The organism is Stenotrophomonas sp. MH181796, assembly GCF_009659995.1.
GTDB classification, from domain to species: Bacteria; Pseudomonadota; Gammaproteobacteria; order Xanthomonadales; family Xanthomonadaceae; genus Stenotrophomonas; species Stenotrophomonas riyadhensis.
The window spans coordinates 438,722-458,634 of sequence record NZ_RAHU01000002.1 but is presented as its reverse complement, the minus strand read 5'-3'; the positions used below and the strand labels follow the sequence as shown (position 1 = coordinate 458,634).

The following is a 19,913-nucleotide window of genomic DNA, read 5'->3' as shown; positions in this document are numbered from 1 at the left end:
CACAAAGGCGGGCTTTTTCGGTTCCTGCTGCGGCGACTGGCGCTCCCTAGGGGACTCGAACCCCTGTTTTAGCCTTGAGAGGGCCACGTCCTAACCACTAGACGAAGGGAGCGTAACTGTGTCGCTGCCGAGGCAGGAGCGCTAGTATATGCACCTCGATGCCATTGGGCAATCCCGAAACTTCAACCGGAAGCGCCAACATCATTTCCCCTGCTACATCACCGTTCAGCCTGCGCGTCATCCCGCGCGACCAGCACACGATCTCCCGCAAGGACATCAGCCCGAACGCCCTGCGCGTGCTTTATCGCCTGCGCGATGCCGGCTTCGGCGCCTACCTTGTCGGCGGCGCGGTGCGCGATCTGCTGGTCAATGGCCAACCCAAGGATTTCGACGTGGCCACCGACGCCACGCCCGAACAGGTCAAGCAGTTGTTCCGCAACTGCCGCCTGATCGGTCGCCGGTTCCGCCTCGCCCATGTGGTGTTCGGCCGCGAGATCATCGAAGTCGCCACCTTCCGTGCCAACAGCGATGACGGCAGCGGCGACCGTGAGATGGAAAACGGCATGCTCGTGCGCGACAACGTGTACGGCACCATCGAAGACGACGCCGTCCGCCGCGACTTCACCTGCAACGCTCTGTACTACGCCATCGAGGACTTCTCGGTGCGCGACTACACCGGCGGCTTCGAGGACGTCCAGGCGCGCCTGATGAAGCTGATCGGCGACCCCGAACAGCGCTACCGCGAGGATCCGGTACGCATGCTGCGTGCGGTGCGCCTGGCGGCCAAGCTCGGCTTCCAGATCGAAGAGGGCACCGCCGCGCCGATCCCGCGCCTGGCCGACCTGCTCAATGAAGCCGCGCCGGCACGCCTGTTCGAGGAAGTGCTCAAGCTGTTCCTGTCCGGGCACGGCGTGGCCAGCTTCGAAGGCCTGGAGCGCTACGGCCTGCTGGATGTGCTGTTCCCGGAAAGCGCCAAGGCGCTCAAGTCCAACCGCACCGGCGCGCTGCGCCGCATGCTGGTCGAAGGTCTGGCCAACACCGATGCGCGCGTGGCCAACGACGAGCCTGTCTCGCCCGCGTTCCTGTTCGCGCTGCTGCTGTGGCCGGCCTACTGTCGCGCGCAGGCGACCCTGCTCAAGCAGGGCGTGGCGCCGGAAGAAGCGCAGCGTCGTGCCGCTGACCGCGTCACGGTGCAGCAGCTGAGCACCATCGCGCTGCCGCGCCGCTTCTCGCTGCCGATGCAGGAGATCTGGCTGCTGCAGTCGCGCTTCGGCTCGCGCCAGCGCAAGCGCGTGTTCCGCACCCTGACCCATCCGCGTTTCCGTGCTGCATTCGACTTCCTCAGCCTGCGCCAGGTAGCCTCGGCCGAACACGCCGCCGATGTTGAATTCTGGCGCGAGGCACAGGCACAGTCCGGTCGCGAACTGGAATCGTCGCTGGATGCGATGCACAGCGAAGAGGGGGACGACGAGAACGGGGCGCCGCGCAAGCGTCGCCGTCGCCGTCGTCGTCCGGGTGCCCCGGCCGGTGCAACGGGCGAGTAAGCGATGACCCTTGCCTGGATCGGCCTCGGCGCCAACCTCGGCGACGCGGCCGCCACCGTCGGCGCGGCGATTGCCGCGCTCGACGACCTGCCCGGTACCCGCCTGCGCCAGGCCTCACGCCTCTACGCCACCCCGGCCTGGGGCAATGAAGACCAGCCACCGTTCGTCAACGCGGTGGCTGCGGTCGACACTACGTTGCCGGCCGATGAGCTGCTGCAGGCGATGCTGGCGCTGGAGCAGCGCTTCGGCCGCGTGCGCGACCCGTCGGTGCACTGGGGCCCGCGCGCGCTGGACCTGGACCTGCTGCTGTATGGCGCGCAGGAACTCGACCAGCCCGGGTTGAAGGTGCCGCACCCGTACATGCACGAGCGCGCCTTCGTGTTGGTGCCGCTGGCCGAAATCGCGCCGGATCTGGCCATTCCCGGCCACGGTCGCGTGCAGGATGCAGTGATGCGGGTGGATGCCTGCGGGATCGCGCCGTTAGGGTGATAATGGCCGGGTTATCTCCCCCGGTTATCAGCACATGAGCACCCACGCAGACAGCAAGCCCTGGACCGTTCCCGCCCTGGCCGAAGCCAAGCGCAATGGCCAGAAGCTGGTCATGTTGACCGCCTACGACGCCGGCTTCGCCCGCACCTTCGATGCCAACGGCGTCGACCTGATCCTGATCGGCGATTCGCTGGGCATGGTGGTGCAGGGCCATGATTCGACCCTGCCGGTAACCGTGGCGGACATGGTCTACCACACCCGCGCCGTGGCCCGCGTGCTGCAGCGTGCACTGCTGGTGGCCGACCTGCCGTTCGGCGCCGATGCCACCCCGGAGCGCGCGCTGGATGCCTCGTTGCAGCTGCTGCAGGCCGGCGCTGAGATGGTCAAGATCGAAGGTGCCGGCTTCAAGGTCGACATCATCCGCTACCTGGTCGAGCGCGAGATTCCGGTCTGTGCGCATCTGGGCCTGACCCCGCAGTCGGTGCTGCGACTGGGTGGCTTCAAGATCCAGGGGCGTGGCGATGCCGCTCGCCAGCTGGTGGAAGATGCCAAGGCTGTGGCCGCTGCCGGCGCCAGCATCATGGTGCTCGAATGCGTGCCGACCCCGGTCGCCGCGGACGTGACCGCTGCGGTGGATGTGCCGACCATCGGTATCGGTGCCGGCCCGCAGTGCGACGGCCAGGTGTTGGTGCTGCACGATTTCCTTGGCCTGGACAGTGGCCATCGCCGTCCCAAGTTCGTCAAGGATTTCCTTGCCGAAGGCGGTTCGGTGGCCGGTGCCACCCGCGCCTATGCTGACGCCGTGCGCGACGGCAGCTTCCCCGACGAACAGCACGCCTACGCCCAATGATCCAGACCTTCAACGAGCTCGGCGCTCTGCGCGGGCAGATCGCCCAGTGGAAGCGCGAGGGCCTGCGCGTGGCGCTGGTGCCGACCATGGGCAACCTGCATGGGGGCCACCATTCGCTGGTGACCCTGGCCCGCCAGTATGCCGACAGGGTGGTGGCGAGCATCTTCGTCAACCCGACCCAGTTCGGGCCGAACGAGGACTTCAGCCGCTACCCGCGCACGCCCGAGGCCGACGTGGCCGGGCTGGAGCAGGTCGGCTGCGATGCGGTGTGGCTGCCCAGCGTCGAGGCGATGTACCCGCTGGGCGTGGACAAGACCACGCAGATGCACGCGCCCGGCGTCAGTGAAGTGCTGGAAGGCGCCAGCCGACCGGGTCACTTCGACGGTGTCTGCACCGTGGTCGCACGCCTGTTCCTGCAGGTACAGCCCGACGTGGCCGTGTTCGGCCGCAAGGACTACCAGCAGCTTGCCGTGATCAAGCAGATGGTGGCCGAGCTGTCGTTCCCGATCCAGATCGTTGGTGCGGAGATCGTGCGTGACGAGGATGGCCTGGCCAAGAGTTCGCGCAACCAGTACCTGAGCGCCGAACAACGCCCGGTCGCGACCACCATCCACCGCACCCTGATGGGCATGCGCGAGGGTTATGTCGCCGGGCAGGCACGCGAGCGCATCGAGGCCGATGCCACCGCTGCGCTGCAGGCCGCCGGTTTCCAGGTCGACTACGCCGTGTTGCGCACTCCGGAACTGGCCGAGCCGACCTTCGACGGCGGTGGCCGCGTGGCGCTGATTGCCGCGCGGCTGGGCACCACCCGCCTGATCGACAACCTGGAGTTCTGAGCCGCATGCGGCTCCGGGGCGCCCGCAATGGGCGCCTCTCGCCATCCCACGGACGGGAGACCGGAAATGAACACCCCCACCACTGATACCGGCCGCCTTGCCCAGGCTTCGATCCTGGCGGTGCTGGCCGCCGGCATGCTGCCGGCGCAGCTGTTCGGCGGCCTGCTGTTCGCATTGGACCTCGGGCGTACACCGGTGCCGGCCCTGAGCGGTGGCGGGCTGATGTTCGTACTGGCGGTCTGCAATGCCATTGCCGTGCTGTTGCCGATGGCGCTGATCCTGCAGTCTCAGCAGCGCCTGCGCCGGGTCGGTTTCGTCCTTGTGGGGTTTGGCCTGGGCGCGCTGGCCATGGCCACCTGTGCCTGGCCGGGCGACGACAGCGGCCCGCTGCTGCAGCGCCTGCGCTATGTCGACACCTTCGATGTGATCAGCTATGGCCTGTCAGTGCTGGCTGCCGGGGGCTTCGGTGCGGTGGCCGGCTGGGCGTTCCATGCGGTGTTTCGCCTGTCGCTGGCAGCTAGCGTTGGCCCCATGCCGCCAGCGTTGCCGGGCGAGGGCGCCTGAACAGCCTTCAGCGTCCTGCTGCAGCCCCCTGACGATGGCCAAGCGGGTGCTAGAATCCGCTCTTTCCTTTGCCGTTGCAGCGCCCCATGCACCTGTCCCTGCTCAAGACCAAGATCCACCGCGCCACCGTCACCCATTCCGAGCTGAACTACGAAGGCTCCATCGCCATCGATGACAACCTGCTGGCTGCCACCGGCATCCGCGAGTTCGAGCAGGTGCACATCTGGGACGTGACCAACGGTGCGCGCTTCTCGACCTATGCCATCCGCGCCAAAGCAGGCAGCGGCGTTGTCTCGCTCAACGGTGGCGCCGCGCGCCACGTGCAGGTCGGTGACATCATCATCATCGCCGCGTTCGCCAGCATGACCGAGCAGGAAGCTGACAGCTTCAAGCCGAAGCTGGTGTACGTTGATGGCAACAACCAGATCTCCCACACCAACGACACGATCCCGACACAGGCCGCATGACAACGAACAACGGATTCGACTCGCTGCATTCCCACGCCCAGCGCCTGAAGGGCGCAAGCATTCCCAGCCTGCTCGCCGCCGAACCCGGCCGTGTACAGGACCTGGCGCTGCGGGTCGGTCCGTTGTATGTCAATTTCGCCCGGCAGAAATACGATGCCGCGGCGTTGCAGGCGCTGTTGGCGCTGGCGGCCGAGCGTGATGTCGGTGGTGCGATCACGCGCCTGTTCCGTGGCGAGCAGGTCAACCTGACCGAAGGCCGCGCCGCGCTGCACACCGCGCTGCGTGGCGATGTGGTCGATGCGCCGGTGGCGGCCGAGGCCTATGCCACCGCGCGCGGGATCCGCCAGCGCATGGGCGTGCTGGTGCGCGCGCTGGAAGACAGTGGCGTGACCGATGTGGTCAGCGTCGGCATCGGTGGATCCGACCTCGGTCCGCGCCTGGTCGCCGATGCGCTGCGCCCGGTCACCGGTGCGCGCCTGCGCGTGCATTTCGTGTCGAACGTGGACGGCGCCGCCATGCAGCGCACGCTGGCCACGCTGGATCCGGCGAAGACCGCCGGCATCCTCATCTCCAAGACCTTCGGTACGCAGGAAACCCTGCTCAACGGCCAGATCCTGCACGACTGGCTGGGCGGCAGCGAGCGCCTGTATGCCGTCAGCGCCAATCCGGAGCGTGCCGCCAGGGCCTTCGCGATCGCCGCCGATCGTGTACTGCCGATGTGGGACTGGGTCGGTGGCCGTTATTCGCTATGGTCGGCGGTCGGTTTCCCGATCGCGCTGGCGATCGGCTTCGAGCGCTTTGAGCAGCTGCTGGAAGGCGCCGCGCAGATGGATGCGCATGCGCTGGATGCACCGCTGGAGCGCAACCTGCCGGTGCTGCACGGCCTGACCGATATCTGGAACCGCAACCTGCTGGGCCATGCCACGCATGCGGTGATGACCTACGACCAGCGCCTGGCGCTGCTGCCGGCCTATCTGCAGCAACTGGTGATGGAAAGCCTGGGCAAGCGCGTGCAGCGTGATGGCCTGCCGGTCACCACTGACACCGTGCCGGTGTGGTGGGGCGGGGCGGGCACCGATGTGCAGCACAGCTTCTTCCAGGCGCTGCACCAGGGCACCAGCATCGTTCCGGCCGACTTCATCGGCTGCGTGCACAACGATGATCCCTACACGATCAATCACCAGGCCCTGCTGGCCAACCTGCTTGCACAGACCGAGGCGCTGGCCAATGGCCAGAGCAGCGACGATCCGCACCGCGATTACCCGGGCGGCCGCCCGAGCACGCTGATCCTGCTCGACGCGCTGACCCCGCAGGCGCTGGGTGCGCTGATCGCCATGTACGAACACGCCGTGTACGTGCAGTCGGTGATCTGGAACATCAACGCGTTCGACCAGTTCGGTGTCGAGCTGGGCAAGCAGTTGGCCAGTGGCCTGTTGCCGGCGCTGCAGGGCGAGGATGTGGCCGTTGCCGATCCGATGACCCGCGAGATCCTGGCGCAGCTCAAGCGCTGAGGTTCTGGTGCCGGCCAGCGGCCGGCACTACAGGTGGTCCTGCCTTCTGGTAGTGCCGGCCGCTGGCCGGCATTCTGGCGATGCCTTCACCGTTCACGAGGTTGCCGGCCAGCGGCCGGCACTACCACGTCATCGGCTCGGGTCGCGCTCCGGGCTCGGCCGCTTGGCCAGCTTGCGCTGTAGTGAGCGCCGGTGCATGCCGAGCAGGCGCGCGGCCGCCGACACATTGCCACCGGTCTCGTGCATCGCCTGCTGGATGTGTTCCCATTGCAGGCGGCTGATCGGCGTCATCGCATCGGGCACTTCCATTTCGCCATCGTCGGCCGGGCCGTCGTCTTCCTCGCCGAGGGCGCGCAGGATCATCGGCACCGTGGCCGGCTTCGGCAGGTAGTCATCGGCGCCGAGCTTGATCGCCTCCACGGCGGTGGCGATGCTGGCGTAGCCGGTCACCAGCAGGATCCGCATGTCCGCGCGCAGGGCGCGCAATGGCTGGATCAGGGACAGGCCGGAATCGCTGCCCAGCTTCAGGTCGATCAGGGCGAACGCCGGCGGATGCTGCCGGGCCAGCGCCAGTGCGCTGGCGGCATCCTGTGCGGTCTGGGTTTCAAGTCCCTTGCGCGCCAGGCTGCGCTGCAGGGTACGCAGGTACAGCTCGTCGTCGTCGACCAGCAGGCCAAGGGTGGAGTGATGCAGGCTCATGGGGTGTCCTCGCGTGGGGCCAGCGGCAGGCGGAAGCCGACGCGGCTGCCGGCCCCCTGGGCCGGGCGCATCCACATCTCGCCGTCGAGGCGTTCGATGGTGGCATGGGACAGGGCCAGGCCGACGCCCATGCCCTCGCTCTTGCTGCTGCCGAACAGCTTGCCCGGCAGCACGGCGGCACGGGCGTCGAAGCCATGGCCGTAGTCGCGGACTTCGCCGATCAGGTCGTCGCCTTCGATGCGCAGGTCCAGGTCCACGCGTGGCCGGCCGGCCTTCTCGCCGGCATCGGCGGCATTGTTGAGCAGGACCATCAGCAGATGGCCCACGCCCGGGTCGAGTGGCAGCCGCAGCGGCGCATCGTCGTTGCGGTGCAGGTCGATGGTCGGCCGCACCAGGCGCCATTGCTCCAGCACCTGCTGGGCGCTGGAGTGGCTGCGGCCCGGTGCGTCGGCCGAGGCCGGAGCAGCCAGCGCCAGCACGCGCTCCCGGCACTGCACCAGCAGCTCGCGCAGGGTTTCCATGTCCTCGCGCACTTCCGGCTCTTCGCTGCGCTCGGCGACATCGTCGGCGAGCAGGGTCATGGTCGCCAGCGGCGTGTTCAGTTCATGCGCCACCGAGGCGGCATGGGTGGCCAGCGCGACGATGCCCTCGTTGCGGGCGAAGCGCTCGCGCAGGGCCGACAATTCCAGTTCGCGCTCCCGCAGGGCCAGCGCCAGCCGGGTGGAGAAGGCCAGTACCACCGCGGCGGAAATCAGGAAATTGGCGACCACGCCCCAGCGGTTGAGGTCCTGCGCGCGGAAATAACCGTCCGGCAATGGCTGCCCGAAGATGCCGCTGGCGGCGTAGCCGAGCAGGCAGGCCAGCGCCACCGCCAGTGCCCAGCGCAGGGGCAGGGCGAACGCGGCCAGCGCGATCAGGATCAGGAACAGCGAGCTGAACGGGTTGGCCATGCCGCCGCTCCAGCCGACCATCCAGGTCAGGATGATCACGTCCACCAGGATGTGGCCGAACGCAGTCAGCGGTGCGGTATCGGCCGCTTCCGGACGCAACTGGGTATAGATGTTGAACAGGGTCAGCACCGCCACGCCGGCCCACAGCGGCAGCTGCGGCAACGGCAGGCCCAGCACCCAGGTGGCAACCAGGATGGTGGCGGCCTGGCCGCCTACGGCAAGCCAGCGCAGGCTGCACAGGGTACGGAGAAACGGGGCGTCGGGACCGGTCATTCACGCTCATCGTATGCGTTCACGGGCGGGCGTGCCTGCGACAATAGGCCGCAGCCGTGCCGCCGGCTGAATGCGAGTCACCCGGAATGCGGGGGCGGGCGGTAGAATGCGCCCATGCACGACGCCGTCACCCGCCCGACTCCTCCCTCCGATGCCACCTCCTGGCCCCGCCGCCAGACCCATGCCGTCCAGATCGGCGGGGTCACCGTAGGCGGAGGCAAGCCGGTGGTGGTGCAGTCGATGACCAACACTGACACGTCCGACGTGGCCTCCAGCGTGAAGCAGGTGGCCGAGCTGTGGCGGGCCGGTTCGGAAATGGTGCGCTTGACCGTCAACACCGTTGAAGCCGCTGCGGCGATCCCGCGCATCGTCGACAAGCTGGCGATGATGGGCATCGACGTGCCGCTGATCGGCGACTTCCATTACAACGGCCACCAGCTGCTGACCGCCGAACCGGCGTGTGCTGAAGCGCTGGCCAAGTACCGCATCAATCCGGGCAATGTCGGCTTCGGCAAGAAGAAGGACCTGCAGTTCGCGCAGTTGATCGAGTTCGCGATCCGCTACAACAAGCCGGTACGCATCGGCGCCAACTGGGGCTCGCTGGACCAGGCCCTGGCCGCGAAGCTGATGGACGAGAACAACCTGCGCGAACAGCCCTGGGATGCCGGTCGCGTGCTGCGCGAGGCGCTGATCCGTTCGGCGCTGGATTCGGCCGAGCAGGCGGTGGAGCTCGGCCTGCCGCGTGATCGCATCGTGCTGTCGGCCAAGGTCAGTGGCGTGCAGGAACTGATCGCGGTGTACCGCGACCTGGCCCAGCGTTCGGACTTCGCCCTGCACCTGGGCCTGACCGAGGCCGGTATCGGCAGCAAGGGCATCGTTGCCTCGTCGGCGGCACTGAGCGTGCTGCTGCAGGAAGGCATCGGTGACACTATCCGCATCTCGCTGACCCCGGAACCGGGCCAGTCGCGCACGCAGGAAGTGATCGTCGCCCAGGAACTGCTGCAGACCACCGGCCAGCGCGCCTTCACGCCGCTGGTCACGGCCTGCCCGGGCTGCGGTCGCACCACCTCCGAGTTCTTCCAGGAGCTGGCCAAGGTGGTACAGAACCATGTGCGCGAGAAGATGCCGCTGTGGAAGATCCACCACCCGGGTGCGGAGAACATGACCCTGGCGGTGATGGGCTGCATCGTCAATGGGCCGGGTGAGTCGCGGCACGCCAACATCGGTATTTCGTTGCCGGGCACCGGTGAAACCCCGGCCGCGCCCGTGTTCGTCGATGGCGAGAAGAAGGTGACCCTGCGTGGCGAGAACATCGCCCAGGAGTTCGTCGCCCTGATCGACGATTACGTCGAACACAAATATGTCCGAAGCGCCGGATAAGCCCGCGATTCTCGCTGCGCCGGAGTCCGCCTCCGGTTTCCGCCACTGGATGGCGCGCAATGCCTGGCGCCTGCTGCTGCTGTTCGGTGGCGTGCTGCTGCCGCTGGCCGGTTTCGTCGCCCTGGCCGACGAAGTGCACGAGTTTGAATCGTTCCATTTCGACGCGCCCCTGCTGTGGCAGATGCATGGCCTGCATTCGCCGCTGCTCGACCGCTTCTTCGTGCTCATTTCCAGACTGGGCTACGAGTGGTTCCTCATCCCGGCCGATGTGCTGATCATCGGCGCGCTGCTGGGCTACCGGCGTTGGCGCGAGGCGACCTTCGTGGCGGTCAGCTTCGTCGGCTCGGCGCTGTTGAACATGGGCAGCAAGCATGTCTTCCAGCGCCAGCGCCCCAGCCTGTGGGAATCGATCGCGCCGGAGTCGACGTTCAGCTTCCCGAGCGGCCATGCGATGGGCTCGATGACCCTGGCGGTGACCCTGGTGCTGCTGGCCTGGAACACCCGCTGGCGCTGGCCGGTGCTGCTGCTGGCACCGGCGTTCAGCCTGCTGGTCAGCGTGTCCCGGGTCTACCTGGGGGTGCATTACCCCTCCGATATCCTGGCCGGATGGTGTGCTGCGCTGGTTTGGGTGGTAGGGTGCTATCTGGTCATGTTCAGTCGCCGGCACCCTTGGCGACGTCACGGCTCGCCGCCAGCGAAGGCCAGCGAAGCATCATCACAGGGGGTTTGACGTGGATGGCCCTTCGGGGACGTCTACGTGATAGATCAGTTGTTTCGTTGCAGCAGGTTCTGCAAGACAGGGGGCAAGCACAACGCGTCGTACTGTGATGCGCAAGGCAGATCGCCGGCGCTGCATTACGGGCGCGCTTGCAGGGTATCGGCACCCTGCCTAGCTTGACCTGCAATGGCCGCATTCAAAGAGGTACATGAATGACGATTCGAGTCTACCTGGTGGATGACCACGCACTGGTCCGCACCGGGATGAAGATGATTCTGTCGGGGGAAACCGACATCGAGGTGGTGGGCGAAGCCGAGACCGGTGAAGATGCGCTGCGCGAAGTGCGCCAGCTGCTGCCGGACGTGGTGCTGTGCGATCTGCACCTGCCGGGCGTGAGCGGCATGGAAGTGACCGAGCGCATCGTCCGCAGCCACCGCAATACCCGCGTGGTGATCGTGTCGGTGCTGGAAGATGGCCCGCTGCCGAAGCGGCTGCTCGAGGCTGGCGCCGCCGGTTACATCGGCAAGGGCTGCGATGCGCAGGAGTTGTTGCGCGCGGTGCGTGACGTGGCCGGTGGCCGTCGCTACCTGGGCACCAGCATCGCGCAGAACCTGGCGCTGTCGACGGTGGAAGGCAACGGTTCGCCGTTCGACAGCCTGTCCCCGCGCGAGCTGGAAGTGGCGTTGCTGCTGGCCCAGGGCCTGCGCCAGGAAGACATCGCGCGGCGGCTGAGCCTGAGTGCGAAGACGGTGAACACGCACAAGGCGCGGTTGTTCGAGAAGATGGGGATCCACGACAACATCGCGCTGGCGCGGATGGCGAGCCAGTACGGGCTGGTGGATCCGGCGCGGCCGCTGTAAGGGTTTCGGCCAACGGCTGAGCCCCTCGCGGTGGTGGTGCGGTTGGATTGTGGTGGTTGGCCGGGCGGATGGGTTGAGCAGGGGACGCTGCAAGTACGTCCTTGTAAGCTCGGTCGCCGCATCCATGCGGCTCACGCCCCTGCACAACCCATCCGCCCGGCCACGGACAGTTTCCGTGCGCCGCCACCGCGGAATGAAGAAGGAAGAGCAGGAGCGGGTCGCGCGCTTTGCGCGCTCGTCGCCCGGGGTCGGATCCCTTTCCCGGTGGGAAAGGGCTCTGACCCTTGATGATGCCGGAGCCGAGCGTGGGCTCGGCTCTACACCTTTGTCGGGCTCAGTGGCCGCGCACGCGCTTGATGATCTTCGCGGCGTCAGCGGCGCTGGCGCGCACCTTGTCCCATGCGCCGTCGGCGATCCAGTTGCCCGGCACCATCCACGAACCGCCGATGCAGACCACGTTCTTCTGCTCGAGGTACTCAGCGGCGGTGTTTTCGGTGATGCCACCGGTCGGGCACAGCTTGAGGTCGGCGACCGGGCCGGCCAGGCCCTTGATCATCGCCAGCCCACCCACGGCCGTGGCCGGGAACAGCTTGCACACGCGGAAGCCACGCGCATACAGCGACAGCAGCTCGGTCGGCGTTGCTGCACCCGGCACCACCGGCAGCGGCGCAGCGGCCAATGCATCGGCCAGCGCCGGCGGCGTGCCCGGTGTCACCAGGAAGTCCGCGCCCGCATCGATCGACTGCTGCATCTGCTCCACGGTCAGCACCGTGCCCGCACCCACCACCACGTCCGGCAGCTCGCGCTTGAGCATCGCCAGCGCTTCCATCGCCACCGGCGTACGCAGCGTCAGCTCGATCGCCGGCAAACCACCTTCCAGCAGCGCCGCGCTGACCGCACGCGCCTGGTCCAGCGTATGAATCGTCACCACCGGCAGGATGCCCGCCGCACGCAACAGCTCCGCCGCCTTCACCTGATGTTGTTCGATACCCATAGCTCTGCTTCTGCCTTTGCTTCTGCGTTTGAATTTGATTTTCAGTGATCACTTCGCGGCGCGAGGGCGCCGGGAAACTGTCCTGAGGCGGCGGGTAGCCCCCACCAGGACCGTGAGCGCCATGGATGGCGCGACCGAGCCCCCATGGATGGGTTTACGGCGTGTCCTGGTGGGGGCTACCCGCCGCCTCAACCAGGACACTCACCGCCAACGCACACCCGCAACGCTCTTCAACCCTCAGGCGTCCTTCGCCTCATGCGGCGCCGCCGCAGCCGCAGCATCGTGCCCCAGCTCATACTCCGCGTCGTACTCCCACGGCCCACCATCAGCCGCCGCCGGCCCGCACGAAATCGAAATCGCCCCCTGGTCGGCCGGGCCCACCACGCGACGGTTGATCGCGAACAGGTTGCGGCCCAGATCATGCGCGGCTGGCGCGGTGTTCGGCGCCAGCGGGCGCGCGGCCCATTCGGCCGCGTCCACCAGCACTTCCAGCGTGCCGGCCTCGCCATCGAGGCGGATCATGTCGCCCTCGCGCACCTTGGCCAGTGGACCGCCGCGCGCCGCTTCCGGCGTCACATGGATCGCCGCCGGAATCTTGCCCGAGGCACCGGACAGGCGGCCATCGGTGACCAGTGCCACGCGCCGGCCCTGGTTCTGCAGCAGGCCCAGCAGCGGCGCCAGCGAATGCAGTTCCGGCATGCCGTTCGCACGTGGGCCCTGGTAACGCACCACCGCCACGAAATGCTCGGGCAGCAGGCCACCGGCGTGCAGCTTGTTCAGCACCTGCGGCGCGTCGACCACCACCGCCGGTGCCTCGATCGTGCGGTACTGCGGCTTCACCGCCGACAGCTTGATCAGCGACTTGCCGAGGTTGCCGCGCAGCAGGCGCAGGCCGCCCTGGTGTTCGAACGGATTGTCGACGCCACGCACCACTTCGTCATCGGCGCTGTGTTCCAGGCCCGGCAGGTAGACCAGCTGGCCGTCGCGCAGCTGCGGCTCGCGCGCATAGTCGGCCATGCCGCCACGTGCCACGCTGACCAGGTCGCCATGCATCAGGCCCGCCTTGATCAGTTCGCCGAACACGAACGCCGGGCCACCGGCAGCGGCAAAGCGGTTCACGTCGGCATCGCCGTTCGGATAGACGCGCGCCAGCAGCGGAATCAGCTGCGACAGTTCGTCGAAGTCGTCCCAGGTCAGCACGATGCCGGCCGCACGCGCCACCGCGATCCAGTGGATGGTGTGATTGGTCGAACCGCCGGTAGCCATCAGCGCGATGACCGCGTTGATGATCGCGCGCTCGTCGATGATCCGGCCCAACGGGCGGAAGTCGTCGCCGAGTGCCGTGATGTCCAGCGCGCGCTCGGTCGCTTCGCGGGTCAGGGCGTCGCGCAACGGCGTGCCCGGATTGACGAACGATGCGCCCGGCAACTGCACGCCCATTGCTTCCAGCAGTACCTGGTTGGAATTGGCGGTGCCGTAGAAGGTGCAGGTGCCGGCGCCGTGGTACGAGGCGGACTCCGCTTCCAGCAGTTCTTCGCGGGTCGCTTCGCCGGCAGCGTAGCGCTCGCGCACTTCGGCCTTCTGCTTGTTCGGGATGCCCGGGGTCATCGGGCCGGCCGGCACGAACACCGCCGGCAGATGGCCGAAGGCCAGCGCACCGATCAGCAGGCCCGGCACGATCTTGTCGCACACACCGAGGTAGACGGTGGTGTCGAACATGTCATGGCTGAGCCCGATCGCGGTGGCCTGCGCGATCACATCGCGCGAGAACAGCGACAGTTCCATGCCGCCGCGGCCCTGGGTGACACCGTCGCACATCGCCGGCACGCCGCCTGCCACCTGTGCGGTGGCACCCAGCTCACGGGCGATCTCGCGGATCTGCTCGGGATAGGTCTCGAACGGCTGGTGCGCCGACAGCATGTCGTTGTAGGCGGTGATGATGCCGAGGTTCGGCGTCACGCCACCGCGCAGGCGGCTCTTGTCGGTGCCGCCGCAGGCGGCGAACCCGTGGGCGAGGTTGCCGCAGCTCAGGCGGCTGCGGAACGGGCCCTCACGCAGGGAGGCGTCGATCGCGGCCAGGTAGGCGGCACGCGAGGCGGCGCTGCGGCGGATGACACGCTCAGTGATGGCTTGCAGTTGCGGATGAAGGCTCATTGGCTACCGGCGTTCGTGGTGGCGAGAGGCAAGCGGCGGCACGGCGCCGCCGCCAACATCAATCAGCCCAGTGGACGCGCAGGCGCGCGCCTTCCAGGTTGATCGCATTGAGGATGGGGTACTGCTGGACGTCATTGCTGTCCAGCGCCTGGCGCAGTACCTGCAGCTTCTGCTTGCCGCGCAGCAGCAGCAGACGCTGGCGGCACTGGCGCAGGCCATGCGGGGTCAGGGTGATGCGCAGCGGCCACTGGTTCGCGCCCGGGCAGCCGGTGGCATCCAGCGCCGCGTAGGGCAGGGTGCTTTCCAGTGCGCGGGCCAGGTCCTTCGAGCCCGGGAACAGCGAGGCGGTGTGGCCGTCGTTGCCCATGCCCAGTGCCACCAGGCTCGGCGGCTGGCTGTGCTGGGCCTGCAGGTTGGCGGTGTACACGCATTCCGGCAGGGGCTTGCCGATGCGCACCAGCGGATCGAAATGCGCACCTTCGGCGCGCTTCAGCAGGTGTTCGCGCACCAGCCAGGCATTGCTGTCGCGATCCTGCGGCGACAGCCAGCGCTCGTCGGCCAGGCTCACTTCCACGCGGTCCCAGTGCACGTCCAGTTCGGCCAGCGCCTGGTAGACCGGTGCCGGCGTGGTGCCGCCAGACAACAGGATGCGGGCACGGCCCACTTCGTTGATGTCGTGGTTGAGGGTCTGCGCCATCTCGGCGGCCACCGCCTCGATCCAGCCATCGGCATCGCCGTGCTGGATGAACTCGATGCGGTCGTCGTGGAAGGTGGTGGGGCTCATGCGGCAACTCCAGGTGCGTCACGTTCGGCGTCGGCGGCGTAGGCGGCGGCGCCCAGTAGTCCGGCGTGGGGATGCATCACGGCCAACGAGGGCACCCGCGCCATGATCGAAGAGAAGCGGCCCTTGTGTTCGAAGCGCTGGCGGAAACCGGAGTGCTGCAGCGAATCGAGCATCTTCGGGGTCAGCCCGCCGGTCAGGAACACGCCGTCCCATGCACCCTGGGTCAGCACCAGGTCGCCTGCGATGGCGCCGAACACGGCACAGAACACATCCACGGTGCGCATCGCCTGCGGATCACCGTGCAGGGCACGCGCGGTCACGTCCACCGGCTGCAGTTGGCCCGGATCGATGCCGGCCATCTCGCACACGGCACGATGGATGTTGACCAGCCCGGGGCCACAGATCAGGCGTTCGTTGGAGACGCGGCCGAACTGCTCGGACAGGATCTCCAGGATGCGGATTTCCTCCGGCGTTCCCGGCGGGAAGCTGACATGGCCGCCTTCGGTTTCCAGCGGGTAGCAGCGGCCATGGCGCAGGATCAGGCCGCCGACACCCAGCCCGGTACCCGGCCCGATCACCGCGTAGTTGCGCGGCTGGCCCGGCTTGCCCGGGACCCAGGCGGCGCCGCCGACCTGGACCACGTCTTCGGGCTGCAGTAGTGAAATCGCCATCGCCTGTGCGGCGAAGTCGTTGATCAGGTGCAGTTCGTTGAAGCCGAGCATGGCTGCAGTGCGGCTGCGCGAGATCACCCACGGGTGGTTGGTGATGCGCGCTTCGTCACCGTCGACGCGACCGGCCACCGCGAACACGCCGCGGCTGGCCGTGGCGCCGATCTGTTCCAGGTGGTGGCGCGCGGCATCACCCAGCGACGGGAACTCCGCCACCGCGTATTCGCGGATGCTGTCCTTCTGCAGCGGTGCGTCCTGCGAGGTGTCGGCCAGGGCGAAGCGGGCGTTGGTACCGCCGATGTCGGCGACCAGCACCGGCTGCGAGCTGGCACTCATGCCGACGCTCCGCTGTCCGGCGCGTCCACGCCCTGCGGCAGGAACTCGCCCGCATTGCTCGGGCCCCATTGGCCGGCCGGGTAGGGCTCCAGCGGCAGCTTGGCGTCCTTCCAGGCGTCGGCGACGCTGTCGATCCACGCCCAGGCGGCGCGCACTTCGTCATCGCGCACGAACAGCGTGTGGTTGCCGTTGAAGGCATCCAGGAACAGGCGTTCGTAAGCGATGCGGCGGTGCAGGCCGGTCGGCACCGACAATTCCAGTTCCAGCGGATGCAGTTCCAGCGCGCCCCATTCCGGGCCGGCCAGGCTGCTCATCAGGCCCAGTTCGATGTTTTCCTGCGGTTGCAGCTGGAACACCAGGCGGTTCGGTGCGGCCTGCGCGCGCTGAGGGCGCTCGAACAGCCAGTGGGTGACCGGCTTCAGCGTGACCACCACGCGCGTGGTGCGCTCGGGCAGGCGCTTGCCGGTGACCAGATGGAACGGCACGCCGCTCCAGCGCCAGTTGTCGATGTGCGCGGTGACACCGGCGAAGGTTTCCACGTCGCTGCCTTCCGGCGGCTGGTAGGCCTGGGCCGGCTGGCCGTTGATGGTACCGGCGGTGTAGCGGCCACGGATGCTGTCACGCGCGGCGTGCTTGGCATCGAGCGGGCGCAGGGCGCGCAGTACCTTGACCTTCTCGTCGCGGATGCGGTCGGCTTCCAGCGAGGCCGGCGGCTCCATCGCCACCATGCACAGCAGCTGCAGGATGTGGCTCTGCACCATGTCGCGCAGGGCGCCGGACCGGGCGTAGTAGGCGTCGCGGCCATCCACGCCTTCGCTCTCGGCCACCAGGATGTGCACCGATTCGATGTAGTTGCGGTTCCACACTGCTTCCAGCAGCGTGTTGCCGAAGCGCAGCGCGATCAGGTTCTGCACCGCGGCCTTGCCCAGGTAGTGGTCGAGGCGGAACACGCGGTCCTCGTCGATCCACTGGCCGATCGTGCTGATGATTTCCTCGGCGCTCTCGCTGTCGCTGCCGATCGGCTTCTCCAGCATCAGGCGTGCGGGTGCGGCGAGGGCGCCGCCCTTGGCCAGGCCTTCGCAGGTGGAGATGTACAGGCCCGGTGGGATGGCGAGGTAGCTGACGCACTTGCGGTGCACCAGGTCGGAAACTGCGGCGGCAACCGAGTCGACGTCGCGCAGGTCCACCGAACGGTAGTCGATGCGGCGCAGCAGGGCGCTGATGTCGTCCTGCGTGGCCATCGGCATGGCCTGCTGCAGGCGCGGCCGCAGGATGTCATGGAAGGCTTCGGTGTCATGCCCGGACAGGGCCAGCGCACGGATGCGGAAGTCCTCCGGCAGCAGGCCGTCGCCAAGCAGGCGAAGCAGCGAAGGGAACAGGTAGCGCTGGGCCAGATCACCTGTGGCACCGAACAGGAAGAGGGTGTCGTGCATCGCTCGAGTTTCAGATCCGGGTGACATCGTTGTCAATCGCTTCATGGCTGGGTTCGGGGGACATCCGCGCAACTGCCTGTCCGAGGCTCGTCAGGGGCGTTCTCCGGGGTAGCGGAAGACCGTTCCATTCGAAACCACTGCCTCGGCGGAACCTTCGTTCAACCGCCGACGCAGATCGGTGCGCACCGATCATCGGATAGTGCCACGTGAAAACGTTTACATGGCAGAATGGGCAACTGTATTCGATTGCAGTGCTCGCCGTCATGCGGCAGGCGCGCAATCATCACTGCCATCGGGAGGGCCGAGGCAGTCCCAAAAGACAGCCCGGCTTCGGGCGGACCGGATAGGTGATATGGCAAAAGTGCAGTTGCAGGGTGTGCGCAAGGTCTATGACAACGGCCAGGTCGCGGTGAAGGACGCCAGCTTCGAGGTCGCCGATGGCGAGCTGATGGTACTGGTCGGACCGTCCGGCTGTGGCAAGTCGACCCTGCTGCGGATGGTGGCCGGCCTGGAGGAGATCAGCGGCGGCACGCTGACCATCGGTGATCGCGTGGTCAACGACGTGGCGCCGAAGGATCGCGACATCGCCATGGTGTTCCAGAGCTACGCGCTGTACCCGCACATGACCGTGGCCGAGAACCTGGCCTTCGGCCTGAAGCTGCGCGGGCATGACAAGGCGACCATCGACAAGCGCATCGCCGAAGCAGCGCAGACCCTGGGCCTGACCGAGATGATGGACAAGCTGCCCAAGGCGATGTCCGGTGGCCAGCGCCAGCGTGTTGCGCTGGGCCGTGCACTGGTGCGCGAGCCGGCGGTGTTCCTGCTGGACGAGCCGCTGTCCAACCTCGACGCCAAGCTGCGCCACAGCGTGCGCACCGAAATCGCGCAGCTGCACCGCAAGCTGGGCACCACCATGATCTACGTGACGCACGACCAGGTCGAAGCGATGACCCTGGGCCAGCGCATCGTGGTGCTGAAGGACGGCATCATCCAGCAGATCGATACGCCGATGGCGCTGTATGACCGCCCGGCCAATCTGTTCGTGGCCGGTTTCCTCGGCAGCCCGGCGATGAACGTGCTGCGTGGCACGCTGCAGGGCGATGCCGGTGGTGTGACCGTGGTCGACGGCGAATGGCGTGCACCGCTGGGCCAGGCCACGATCGATCCGGCGTGGCTGCAGAAGCCGATCGCGGTGGGCGTGCGCCCGGAGCACCTGCAACCGGCGGCCGCCGATGATGCGCATGCGTTCATCGCGCGCATCGAAGGCATCGAGCCGGTCGGCAACGAGATCTTCGTGAACCTGAGCAGTGGCCAGCACGCGCTGACCATGCGCGTGGCGCCGCAGTCGCTGCCGGCGGTAGGCGAGCAGATCCGCGTGGCGATCCACCCGCAGGGCCTGCATTTCTTCAACCCGGAAACCGGCGAGCGCCTGTAAGCGGTAGTGCCGGCCGCTGGCCGGCAACCTCAACCAGGCATGGTTGCCGGCCAGCGGCCGGCACTACCATTCCTTCATCCACCGGATTCAGCGCGCCAATCCATCCAGCAGCGGCATGCGCTGCGCGATGGCATCACCGACCTGCAGATCAGCGTCGCTGGCTTCCAGCGGCAGCACCGCCAGTGCCAGGTCGCCGGCCACGCAGGCAATCGTGCCCAGCGCTGCGCCATCCTGCTGCACGCCATCGCCGGCCTGCGCCGGTGCCGCGGTATGCAGCAACTGCACCGCGCGCTTGGCTTTGCCGAGGAAGTGGGTACGGGCGACGATTTCCTGGCCGGGATAGCAGCCCTTCTTCACGCTGTAACCGTTCAGGCGGTCCAACCCCAGCTGCTGCGGGGTCCACACTTCGCGCTGGCTTTCTTGCAGCCGGGGCAGGCCGTAGCGCAGGTCGGCCTGGCGCCAGGCCAGTGCGAAAGAGGCCTCATCGGCTTCACTGCCGGCGGCGAAGGCATCGGCGCTGCCAATGCGCAGGGTCCGCGGCAAGGCGTCGCTGCCCAGGTCCAGCTCCCAGCCGTCACCTGCGGTCTGCGCAATCGCGGCGCCACTGGCGGCCTCGGGTGCGGTGAACGCGCCGGCCACCGCCAGATCGCTGCGCACCTGCACCTTCACCTTTCGGCGGAACACGAAGCGCTGCAGTTGCGACGCAATCGCATCGGCATCGCCGTCGGCCAGCACCAGCATCACGTGGTCGTCCGCCAGTCGAAGCAGCTGGAACACCGCCAGGGTGCGGCCCTTGGCGCTCAGCCAGGCGCTCCACTGCCAGTGCTGCAGGGGCAGGGCGGTGACATCGCTGCTGAACTGGGCGTGGGCAAAGACAGCCGCATCCGGGCCTTGCAGGCTCAGCAGCTGGTGGCCGGGCAGGCGCGGATATCCGACGAAAGCAGGGGGCAGGTTGTCAGGCACGTGAA

19 protein-coding genes and 1 tRNA gene are annotated in these 19,913 nt (G+C 67.6%); 11 read left to right on the top strand and 9 right to left on the bottom strand.

The features are described 5' to 3' along the window. Positions 1-37: 37 nt before the first annotated feature. Positions 38-112, bottom strand: a tRNA-Glu gene (locus D5301_RS06045). A gap of 46 nt (positions 113-158) precedes the next feature. Here D5301_RS06045 and pcnB point away from each other — a divergent pair. The 7 genes from pcnB to pgi all read left to right on the top strand — a co-directional run bounded on the left by pcnB (position 159) and on the right by pgi (position 6,261). Next, complete coding sequence (gene pcnB, locus D5301_RS06040) at positions 159-1,544, top strand: polynucleotide adenylyltransferase PcnB (protein WP_162622022.1); 1,386 nt, start codon at positions 159-161, stop codon at positions 1,542-1,544. Positions 1,545-1,547: 3 nt separating this feature from the next. Continuing rightward, positions 1,548-2,033, top strand: a complete 486-nt coding sequence (folK, locus tag D5301_RS06035; RefSeq protein ID WP_110711912.1) for a 2-amino-4-hydroxy-6-hydroxymethyldihydropteridine diphosphokinase — start codon at positions 1,548-1,550, stop codon at positions 2,031-2,033. A 34-nt stretch (positions 2,034-2,067) separates the two neighbouring features. Then, positions 2,068-2,883 (top strand): 3-methyl-2-oxobutanoate hydroxymethyltransferase, encoded by an 816-nt coding sequence (panB, locus tag D5301_RS06030; protein WP_153855138.1) that lies wholly within the window; start codon positions 2,068-2,070, stop codon positions 2,881-2,883. Further along, positions 2,880-3,719 (top strand): pantoate--beta-alanine ligase, encoded by an 840-nt coding sequence (gene panC, locus D5301_RS06025; protein ID WP_153855137.1) that lies wholly within the window; start codon positions 2,880-2,882, stop codon positions 3,717-3,719. Before panB ends, panC begins: the two co-directional genes overlap by 4 nt. 66 nt (positions 3,720-3,785) lie before the next feature. Continuing rightward, a complete protein-coding gene (locus D5301_RS06020) occupies positions 3,786-4,283 on the top strand; it encodes a hypothetical protein (protein WP_153855136.1) in 498 nt (165 codons plus the stop codon). A gap of 86 nt (positions 4,284-4,369) precedes the next feature. Beyond that, positions 4,370-4,750 carry an aspartate 1-decarboxylase gene (panD, locus tag D5301_RS06015; protein ID WP_153855135.1) on the top strand — a complete coding sequence of 127 codons (381 nt, stop codon included), beginning with the start codon at positions 4,370-4,372 and terminating at the stop codon, positions 4,748-4,750. Next, a complete protein-coding gene (pgi, locus tag D5301_RS06010; protein ID WP_153855134.1) occupies positions 4,747-6,261 on the top strand; it encodes a glucose-6-phosphate isomerase in 1,515 nt (504 codons plus the stop codon). The genes panD and pgi overlap by 4 nt, the downstream gene beginning before the upstream one ends. Positions 6,262-6,390: 129 nt before the next feature. Here pgi and D5301_RS06005 read toward each other — a convergent pair whose 3' ends face one another. Beyond that, positions 6,391-6,960 carry a response regulator transcription factor gene (locus D5301_RS06005; RefSeq protein WP_110711917.1) on the bottom strand — a complete coding sequence of 190 codons (570 nt, stop codon included), beginning with the start codon at positions 6,958-6,960 and terminating at the stop codon, positions 6,391-6,393. Further along, on the bottom strand, positions 6,957-8,183 hold the full coding sequence (locus D5301_RS06000; protein WP_119007669.1) for an ATP-binding protein: 1,227 nt from the start codon (positions 8,181-8,183) through the stop codon (positions 6,957-6,959). Before D5301_RS06000 ends, D5301_RS06005 begins: the two co-directional genes overlap by 4 nt. A 114-nt stretch (positions 8,184-8,297) precedes the next feature. Between D5301_RS06000 and ispG the strand changes: the two genes are divergently transcribed. From ispG to D5301_RS05985, 3 genes are all read left to right on the top strand, one after another. Beyond that, positions 8,298-9,563: a flavodoxin-dependent (E)-4-hydroxy-3-methylbut-2-enyl-diphosphate synthase gene (gene ispG, locus D5301_RS05995; protein ID WP_087922229.1), complete on the top strand. Its 1,266-nt coding sequence runs from the start codon at positions 8,298-8,300 to the stop codon at positions 9,561-9,563. Beyond that, complete coding sequence (locus D5301_RS05990) at positions 9,544-10,293, top strand: phosphatase PAP2 family protein (protein ID WP_153855133.1); 750 nt, start codon at positions 9,544-9,546, stop codon at positions 10,291-10,293. The genes ispG and D5301_RS05990 overlap by 20 nt, the downstream gene beginning before the upstream one ends. A 200-nt stretch (positions 10,294-10,493) precedes the next feature. Beyond that, the gene (locus D5301_RS05985) at positions 10,494-11,141 is read left to right on the top strand and encodes a response regulator (RefSeq protein WP_153855132.1); all 648 of its coding nucleotides are present in this window, start codon (positions 10,494-10,496) and stop codon (positions 11,139-11,141) included. 334 nt (positions 11,142-11,475) lie between these two features. Here the strand turns inward: D5301_RS05985 and eda are convergent, their stop codons facing one another. From eda to zwf, 5 genes are all read right to left on the bottom strand, one after another. Further along, a complete protein-coding gene (gene eda, locus D5301_RS05980) occupies positions 11,476-12,135 on the bottom strand; it encodes a bifunctional 4-hydroxy-2-oxoglutarate aldolase/2-dehydro-3-deoxy-phosphogluconate aldolase (protein ID WP_110711920.1) in 660 nt (219 codons plus the stop codon). Between the two features lie 237 nt (positions 12,136-12,372). Continuing rightward, positions 12,373-14,289, bottom strand: a complete 1,917-nt coding sequence (gene edd, locus D5301_RS05975) for a phosphogluconate dehydratase (protein ID WP_014036797.1) — start codon at positions 14,287-14,289, stop codon at positions 12,373-12,375. A gap of 58 nt (positions 14,290-14,347) precedes the next feature. Further along, positions 14,348-15,073: a 6-phosphogluconolactonase gene (gene pgl, locus D5301_RS05970; RefSeq protein WP_110711923.1), complete on the bottom strand. Its 726-nt coding sequence runs from the start codon at positions 15,071-15,073 to the stop codon at positions 14,348-14,350. Further along, the gene (gene glk, locus D5301_RS05965) at positions 15,070-16,077 is read right to left on the bottom strand and encodes a glucokinase (protein ID WP_110711924.1); all 1,008 of its coding nucleotides are present in this window, start codon (positions 16,075-16,077) and stop codon (positions 15,070-15,072) included. Before glk ends, pgl begins: the two co-directional genes overlap by 4 nt. Beyond that, positions 16,074-17,510 (bottom strand): glucose-6-phosphate dehydrogenase, encoded by a 1,437-nt coding sequence (gene zwf / locus D5301_RS05960; protein WP_010484333.1) that lies wholly within the window; start codon positions 17,508-17,510, stop codon positions 16,074-16,076. Before zwf ends, glk begins: the two co-directional genes overlap by 4 nt. 352 nt (positions 17,511-17,862) lie before the next feature. Here zwf and ugpC point away from each other — a divergent pair, with 352 nt between their 5' ends. Then, positions 17,863-18,945 (top strand): sn-glycerol-3-phosphate ABC transporter ATP-binding protein UgpC, encoded by a 1,083-nt coding sequence (ugpC, locus tag D5301_RS05955; RefSeq protein WP_153855131.1) that lies wholly within the window; start codon positions 17,863-17,865, stop codon positions 18,943-18,945. Positions 18,946-19,032: 87 nt separating this feature from the next. Here the strand turns inward: ugpC and D5301_RS05950 are convergent, their stop codons facing one another. Further along, a complete protein-coding gene (locus tag D5301_RS05950; RefSeq protein ID WP_324187275.1) occupies positions 19,033-19,908 on the bottom strand; it encodes a folate-binding protein in 876 nt (291 codons plus the stop codon). Positions 19,909-19,913: the final 5 nt, after the last annotated feature.